The organism is Frankia sp. AgB1.9 (genome assembly GCF_016786355.1).
Taxonomy (GTDB): domain Bacteria; phylum Actinomycetota; class Actinomycetes; order Frankiales; family Frankiaceae; genus Pseudofrankia.
Window position 1 is genome coordinate 1 of sequence record NZ_JADWYX010000227.1, and the last position, 7,194, is coordinate 7,194.

At 69.5% G+C, this 7,194-nt stretch carries 8 protein-coding genes; 7 read left to right on the forward strand and 1 reads right to left on the reverse strand.

Translation table 11 applies throughout. The features are described 5' to 3' along the window. On the reverse strand, nt 1-316 hold a 316-nt coding region (locus I6A60_RS42545; RefSeq protein ID WP_307874122.1), incomplete at its 3' end, for an N-acetyltransferase family protein. A gap of 605 nt (nt 317-921) precedes the next feature. Between I6A60_RS42545 and I6A60_RS40420 the strand changes: the two genes are divergently transcribed. From I6A60_RS40420 to I6A60_RS40450, 7 genes are all read left to right on the forward strand, one after another. Next, nucleotides 922-1,743 (forward strand): response regulator transcription factor, encoded by an 822-nt coding sequence (locus tag I6A60_RS40420; RefSeq protein ID WP_203022129.1) that lies wholly within the window; start codon nt 922-924, stop codon nt 1,741-1,743. Between the two features lie 58 nt (nt 1,744-1,801). Continuing rightward, complete coding sequence (locus I6A60_RS40425) at nt 1,802-2,170, forward strand: metalloregulator ArsR/SmtB family transcription factor (protein WP_203022130.1); 369 nt, start codon at nt 1,802-1,804, stop codon at nt 2,168-2,170. Nucleotides 2,171-2,216: 46 nt separating this feature from the next. Further along, entirely contained in the window at nt 2,217-2,657 is a 441-nt protein-coding gene (locus tag I6A60_RS40430; protein WP_203022131.1) for a helix-turn-helix transcriptional regulator, read from the forward strand. A gap of 485 nt (nt 2,658-3,142) precedes the next feature. Beyond that, the gene (pstS, locus tag I6A60_RS40435; protein WP_203022132.1) at nt 3,143-4,279 is read left to right on the forward strand and encodes a phosphate ABC transporter substrate-binding protein PstS; all 1,137 of its coding nucleotides are present in this window, start codon (nt 3,143-3,145) and stop codon (nt 4,277-4,279) included. Between the two features lie 71 nt (nt 4,280-4,350). Further along, a complete protein-coding gene (gene pstC / locus I6A60_RS40440) occupies nt 4,351-5,337 on the forward strand; it encodes a phosphate ABC transporter permease subunit PstC (protein ID WP_203022133.1) in 987 nt (328 codons plus the stop codon). Continuing rightward, complete coding sequence (pstA, locus tag I6A60_RS40445) at nt 5,334-6,314, forward strand: phosphate ABC transporter permease PstA (protein ID WP_203022134.1); 981 nt, start codon at nt 5,334-5,336, stop codon at nt 6,312-6,314. The genes pstC and pstA overlap by 4 nt, the downstream gene beginning before the upstream one ends. Before the next feature lie 92 nt (nt 6,315-6,406). Continuing rightward, a partial coding sequence (locus I6A60_RS40450) for a phosphate ABC transporter ATP-binding protein (RefSeq protein ID WP_203022137.1) occupies nt 6,407-7,194 on the forward strand: 788 nt, incomplete at its 3' end.

The following is a 7,194-nucleotide window of genomic DNA, read 5'->3' on the forward strand; positions in this document are numbered from 1 at the left end:
ACCAGCCGACGTCGTGCCAGCGGCCGAACTTGTAGCCGATGTTCGGGTGGATGCCGATGAGCTGAAACCCGAGAGCGGTGTGCAGGCCCACGCTGGCTAGGTTCGGCTGTGTGATCCCGGCGAAGAGCGTCACGTAGCCGCCGGCGCGCACTTCCGGGATCAGCCGGTCGTAGAGCAGCCGGCCCAGACCCCCACCGCGTGGGTTCTCCTTGAGGTAGACCGAGACGTCGGCTGACCAGCGGTAGGCCGCCCGCGGGGCGTGCCTGCTGGCATACGGGTACCCGGCCGGCTCGCCCCGACCTCGACGATCAGCCACGGCAGCCGAGGACAGGCCTGCATACGGGCGAGGTCCTCATCGACGGTCGGGATGTCCTGCTCGAACGAGGTCGCTGTCCGCTCGACCCGTGGCCCGTAGATCGCCTGGATGATGGCCGCGTCGTCACGTCCCACGGCCGCTCGGCCCCGGATCTCAGCCGCAGCCGCGGTGTCCGGTTCCGTGCCAGCGATCCGCTGGTCGCGTTCCATAACGCCTTGTCGTGGCGCCGGGTGGCTGGGGCCGGCTGAGCGGTCGGACAAAGGCGATCTCGGACCCTGACGAGGGTGGGTCGAGCGAGGATCGGTCCGCCGCGGGCCTGCGGCACGCAGGACCGGGCCGGACAGCCCTCCCCAGGACCAGGGCCACCGGGATCAAGTCCATCGAGGACCGTCGATGTCTTCCGTTCCTGGACCATCTCCCGTCATCCTCTATTCATATCGACGTCTTTCAATGTCGTGGAGCGGGATCCTCGGTGCCGCCACGGAGGCTCTCATGGGCGGGCCGTCTGCGCCCCACGACGGCGGCCCCTGGATCTCGATCGCGTCGGGCGACAGCCGTCGCGCCGCCGTCCCGCCGAGACTAGGCCTCGAAACGAGTCGGAGCAGATGTCGATACCTACTCTTGACGCCCAGGTAGATCAGTGGACGGGACACGGCGTTTCGCCAGAAGGGCGGCGGTGGGCGCCCGGGTCGGACGCACCGCCTGCAGCTGCTGACGGAGAGGAGGCGTCGGCAAAGCTGCTGATCGCCGATACGGATGTCAGCGAGGAGACCGTTCGGGCCCTGCGCCGCGCGGGCGTCGAGGTCACCATCGTGCACGACGGAGCCAGCGCGTTGCTGGAAACCGGCTTTCGCCGACCGGACGCTCTCCTCGTCGCGGCGACCCTGCCTGTCTTGGACGGCATCGCGGTTGTCCGCGCGGTGCGCGCGCGACTCGACCGGTCGGTCTGCCCGATCCTGCTCGCGCTCGGCGCCGACGAGAGCGATCGAGCGGGCGCGGGTCTGGACGCGGGTGCCAACGGCTGTCTCGCGCGCCCCTACGGGGTTCCTGAGCTGCTCGGCGTCGTGCGGGAGGTTCGCAACCCGGTCCGGCTCGCCACACCACCGGGCGTGCTGTGTGTCCGCCACATCACGATGGACGTCGCCAACTACGACGTACTGGTCCGCGAGAAGCCCGTGCATTTCCCTCTCCTTGAGTTCCGCGTGCTGCGGATACTTATGGAGAACGCCGGGAATGTGGTTACGCTGGAAACGATCTGTGAACTCGGCTGGGGGTCACCGAACACCGCGTCAAACACAGTCTCCGTCCACATGCGGCGTATAAGAAAACGTCTTGGAGACACGGGGAGTCCCCGGTTGATCGAGTCGGTACGGGGTGTGGGTTACCGCCTGCGCCTGGATGGTGAACGGTCGCGTAACAGATCCTGAACGCCGCCTACTGGTCGCGAGAACACCGCTTGTGGCGGTTGGTCGCTAGGCTGTAGCTGTGGCCGTCGACGAGGGGACCCCTTCACACCCGGATATCCTCCCGTCGGTCGATCACGATCCCGAGTGCGGACCGCCACTGTCGGCAACACCACTCGCCCGCGTCGACGCCGAGCGTTTCGCGAGCGTTCTGAAGGCGGTCGCACACCCGGTCCGGCTTCAACTCCTCAGCCTGATCATGGCTGGCGATGGCGGCGAGGCCTGTGTCTGTGACCTGGTCGAGCCCGTCGGGCTCTCGCAGCCGACCGTCAGTCACCACCTGAAGCTCCTGACCAGTGCCGGGCTGGTCACGCGCGCCCAACGAGGTCAATGGGCGTGGTACGCCGCGGTCCCGGAGCGCCTCCGGGAGATCCGCGAGCTGCTGCGGTAACACGCGCCGCCTTCCCTTGACCGACCGAAGATGTCAACATAGAAGAATGTCTATAAGCGACGTGCGAGAGGCGATGGCCGGCCCGCTCACCGACTCGCTGCCGGAGGGGGCACCGGCCTGCCCCTGTCCGGTGGCGGCTGCCCGGGGCGCCGCGCCGGCCACGCGGCTCGTGAGCCTGGACACCCCGCTCGCCGTCGCGCGCGCACTGCAGGCCCTGGGCGACCCGGCCTCGCTGCGGTTGTTCACGTCGCTGCGCGCCTACGGCGACGAAGTGTGCGGGTGTCACATCGCGGAACTGCTCGCGGGTCTGGGTAAGGACCGTGACGCCAGTCTGATCCGTCTCGCCACCGCCGGTCTGCTGCAGATGATCTGGTGCGACGGGAACGTCTTTTACCGCGCGCTGCGCCCAGCGGGCGTGCTGGACGCGCTGACGGCCCCCAGCCGGCGTGGTTGCCTCGATGCGCTGAGAGCGTCCCAGACGTTCTGATGGCACGCACCTAGGGCAAGCCCGCTGCGGCTGAGGTGGCTGGTCGGCGCCTCCGCCGGGCGCACACCTCGCCCGCTCCTGCGGGCCGTCCGCAGGTCGCGCATCTGCCCGGCAAGCCCGCGGCGTCCCTCCGGCACGCCCCTGACGCCGTGGCCACCCGAAGATCTCCCGCAGGCTCGGTCATCTGCCTTCGCGCGTGCCCCGAGCGGTCGGGGCATCAGTGCTCCCGCAGGAACACCCCTCGGTCTCCGGGTCTCCGCGTCCGAAGGTGGGGCCGGCATGGGTGCTTATAGAACAATGTCGATGTGTTCATTCGTGGTTCGCCCATAGGTCAGACATGCGACATGTTGACAACTTTCTATATGGGACGCCCACGCAGACGCGGCGGGACGGTAACGCCCCTGGGGGGCTCTAGCACGGAGGGGCAGATGCTTCGCATCACCCGATGGAGGACGACATCCCTGGCGGTTGGGGCGGTGCTCGCTGTGAGCGCCTCGCTGGCCGCGTGCGGGTCTACGGGTAGCTCGAACGGCGGCACGCCTACGGCCGCCGCCAGCCAGACCGCGCAGGCAGGTCAGATCTGCGGGCAGGCCGCGGCGGCGCCGAACTTCAGCAACGGGATATCCACGATCGCCGGCGGCGGCAAGTCGCTGTCGGGCGCGGGTAGCACGTTCGTCGCGCCGATGCTGTCGGTGTGGACCAAGGCGTACTCGGAGGAGACCGGTACCCAGGTCGCCTACCAGTCGATCGGGTCCGGCGGCGGGGTGCAGCAGATCATCGCCAAGACCGTCGACTTCGGTGACAGCGACGTCCCGATGACTGACGCTGAGCTGTCCCAGGCCGGGAAGCCGATCCTGCACGTCCCGGTCGTGCTCGGCGCGGTCGTGCCGACCTACAACCTGCCCGGCGTGCCGGACGGGCTGAAGTTCACCGGCGACGTCCTGGGCAAGATCTTCGACGGCGACATCACGACCTGGAACGACCCCGCGATCACCGCGCTGAACCCGGGCGTGACCCTCCCGAGCAAGCCGATCGCGGTGGTCCACCGTTCCGACGGGTCGGGGACGACCGGCGTGTGGACGAACTACCTGACCAAGGCGAGCCCGGACTGGGTGACCAAGCTCGGCGGCGCGGACAAGTCCAAGGGCAAGACCGTCGCCTGGCCGGTGGGTATCGGCGGCAAGGGCAACGAGGGCGTCTCCGGCGCGGTCCACCAGACCGACGGCGCGATCGGCTACGTCGAGCTTCAGTACGCGCTCGCGCAGAAGCTGCCGGTCGGCCAGGTCAAGAACAAGGCCGGCAACTTCATCCAGCCGTGCGTCGCCACGGTGACCGCCGCCGCCTCGGCGGCGACGTTCCCCGCGGACCTGCGCGGTGACCTCACCAACGAGCCGGGAGCCAACGCCTACCCGATCACCGGCACCACCTTCACGCTGATCTACCAGGACCAGACCGACCCGGCCAAGGCGGCGGCCATGGTCAACTTCCTGTCCTGGGTGCTGACCAAGGGCCAGAACTCGGCCAGCTCGATCAACTACGCCCCCCTCGGCACGGCGCTCCAGCAGCAGGCGATCGGCCAGCTGCACAAGGTGACGCTCAACGGCTCCACGTTGGCGCCGTAACCGGCCCGAGGACGCAGGCGGCGGGCCGCGAGCACATCGCGGCCCGCCGTCCCGGCGAGGAGATCCCCTTCATGGTTACGACCTCTCTAGCGCGCCCGCGCGGCGCCCGACGGTCCGGCCGCCTCGGCGACGCCAGCTTCCGCGGTGTCACCGGCGCCGCGGCCGTACTGATCATCCTGGTGCTCGTCAGCACCGCGGCATTCCTGATCGACCAGTCCCTGCCCGCGATGCGCCACTACGGCGCGGCCGGGTTCCTGACCGGGAGCCGCTGGGCGCCGAGCGAAGCGACCACCAGCGGCTCCCACAACCCGTACGGCATCCTGCAGTTCGTCTACGGCACCCTGCTGACCAGCCTGATCGGCATGCTCATCGCGGTGCCCGTCTCCGTGGCGATCGCGCTGTTCATCACCGACGTCGCACCGCGGCGGCTGCGCCGGCCGGTGTCCTGGCTGGTGGACCTGCTCGCCGCGATCCCCAGCGTCGTGTACGGCTTCTGGGGGATCTTCGCGCTGATCCCGGCCATCAAGCCGATCGGGGTGTTCCTGACCGACACCCTCGGGAAGATCCCGGTCATCGGCGGGGTCTTCGCCGGGCCGTTCTTCGGGGTCTCCTACTTCACCGCGGGCGTCATCCTCGCGATCATGGTGCTGCCGATCATCACGGCGATCTGCCGGGAGGTCTTCGCGACCGCCCCACGCGCGGAGAAGGAAGCCGCGCTCGCGCTCGGCGCGACCCGCTGGGAGATGCTGCGCGTCGCGGTCCTGCCCCGCTCCCGGTCCGGCATCGTCGGTGCCTCGATCCTCGGCTTCGGGCGCGCGGTCGGCGAGACCATCGCCGTCACCATGGTCATCGGCAACAACGTCCTGAAGATCACCGAGTCGATCTTCGGGCAGGGCGCGACGATGCCGTCGGTCATCGCGAACGAGTTCACCGAGGCGACCGAGCCCTACCACCTGTCGGCGCTGTTCGTCGTCGGCTTCTGGCTGCTGGTGGTCGCCCTCCTCGTCAACATCATCGGCAAGCTGATCGTGCGCCGGGCGGGAGAGCACATCGCATGAGCACCGACACCCCGCACATCGCACCAGATCCGCCCGCCCCCGAGCAGACCGCGGTCGCGACCATCCCGGCGCCCACCGGCCCGGCGCCGACCAGCCCGCTGGTGAGCTACCGGGCCGACCTGAGCACGGCACGCCTCGCCCACCGGCGCCGCGCCGACCTGGCCATGACGGCCCTGCTCGCCGCCGTCGTGGCCCTCGCCGTCGCCGTCCTCGTCTGGGTCCTGAGCTACGTCGCCGCGCAGGGATTCAAGTACCTCGGACCGGAATTCCTCACCCAGACCCCGCCCGGCGACCCCGGCCAGGGCGGCGGCGGGTTCGCCAACGGCATCATCGGCAGCCTCATCGTCGTCGGCCTCGCCACCGCCATCGCCGTCCCCGTCGGGATCGCCGCCGCGATCTACCTCAACGAGTACGGCGGCCCGATCGCGCAGGTCGCCCGCTTCCTCACCGATGTCCTCGTCGGCATCCCCACCATCGTCACCGGCGCGTTCGTCTACGCCCTGTGGGTCACCCGCTTCGGCTTCTCCGGACTCGCCGGCGCCATCGCCCTCGCCATGATCATGCTCCCGTTGATCATACGGACGACCGAGGAGATGCTGCGCCTCGTCCCGAACGAGCTGCGCGAGGCCAGCCTCGCGCTCGGGGTGAGCCGCGCGCGCACCATCCTCTCGATCGTCCTGCCCACGGCCACCGGCGGGATCATCACCGGCTGCATGCTCGCCATCGCCCGAGCCATGGGTGAGACCGCGCCCCTGCTGCTCACCGCACTGGGCAACGACCTGTTCATCGAGACCCACCCCACCCACCGCATGTCCACCCTGTCGCTGCAGGTGTTCGGCAACGCCATCACCGGGTTCCAAGCCGCGCAAGGCCGGGCCTGGGCCGGGGCGCTGACCATGGTGATCCTGGTCCTGCTGTTCACCGCGATCGCCCGCGTCGCCGGCCGGCGCGCCACTGCCTCCGGAGGCAGCTCGTGACCATCGAGAACGTCACCCCGACCCCGGCGGTGCCCACCCAGCCGACACCCGCCCCGTCGGGCAGCGCACCGTCCGTGCCCGCGGACGGACCGGTGAGTGGGCATATCGAGGTCCGTGACCTGACCGCCTACTACGGCGAGCATGTCGCGGTCGCCGATGTCAGCCTGACGATCCCGGCCCGCCAGGTCACCGCGCTCATCGGCCCGTCCGGCTGCGGGAAGTCCACCGTCCTGCGCTGCCTGGACGGACTGCACCTGACCGTTCCCCGCGCCCGCGTGGACGGGGAGATCTCACTCGACGGCGCCAGCATCTACCGGCCCGGCGTCGCCATGGCCGAGATCCGCCAACAGATCGGCATGGTGTTCCAACGCCCCAACCCGTTCCCGACCCTGAGCATCGGTGACAACGTGCTCGTCGGCCTGCGCCTGGGCCTCGGAGGCCGCAAGGTCCGACGAGGCCGCGCTCCCTACGACGACATCGTCGAGCAGGCGCTACGCCACGCCGGCCTCTGGGACGAGGTCAAAGACCGGCTCGGCAAACCCGGCGGCGGCCTGTCCGGCGGCCAGCAACAACGCCTCTGCATCGCCCGCGCGCTCGCGGTCGGCCCCACCGTCCTGCTCATGGACGAGCCCTGCTCCGCGCTCGACCCCATCAGCACCCTCGCGATCGAGGACACCATCGCCGAGCTCAAAAGCGAGGTGACCATCGTCATCGTCACCCACAACATGCAGCAGGCCGCCCGCGTAGCGGACACCACCGCCTTCATGAACCTCGGCGACGACCGTGCCGGGCGCCTCATCGAGGTCGGCCCCACGAAGAAGATCTTCTCCAAACCCGACAACAAGGTCACCGAGGACTACGTCGCCGGCCGGTTCGGCTA

Bases quoted from the DNA above. Each gene is read 5' to 3' on its own strand.
- pstA (WP_203022134.1), top strand. From the start codon at position 5,334: ATGAGCACCGACACCCCGCACATCGCACCAGATCCGCCCGCCCCCGAG.
- I6A60_RS40420 (WP_203022129.1), top strand. From the start codon at position 922: ATGTCGATACCTACTCTTGACGCCCAGGTAGATCAGTGGACGGGACAC.
- pstC (WP_203022133.1), top strand. From the start codon at position 4,351: ATGGTTACGACCTCTCTAGCGCGCCCGCGCGGCGCCCGACGGTCCGGC.
- I6A60_RS40430 (WP_203022131.1), top strand. From the start codon at position 2,217: ATGTCTATAAGCGACGTGCGAGAGGCGATGGCCGGCCCGCTCACCGAC.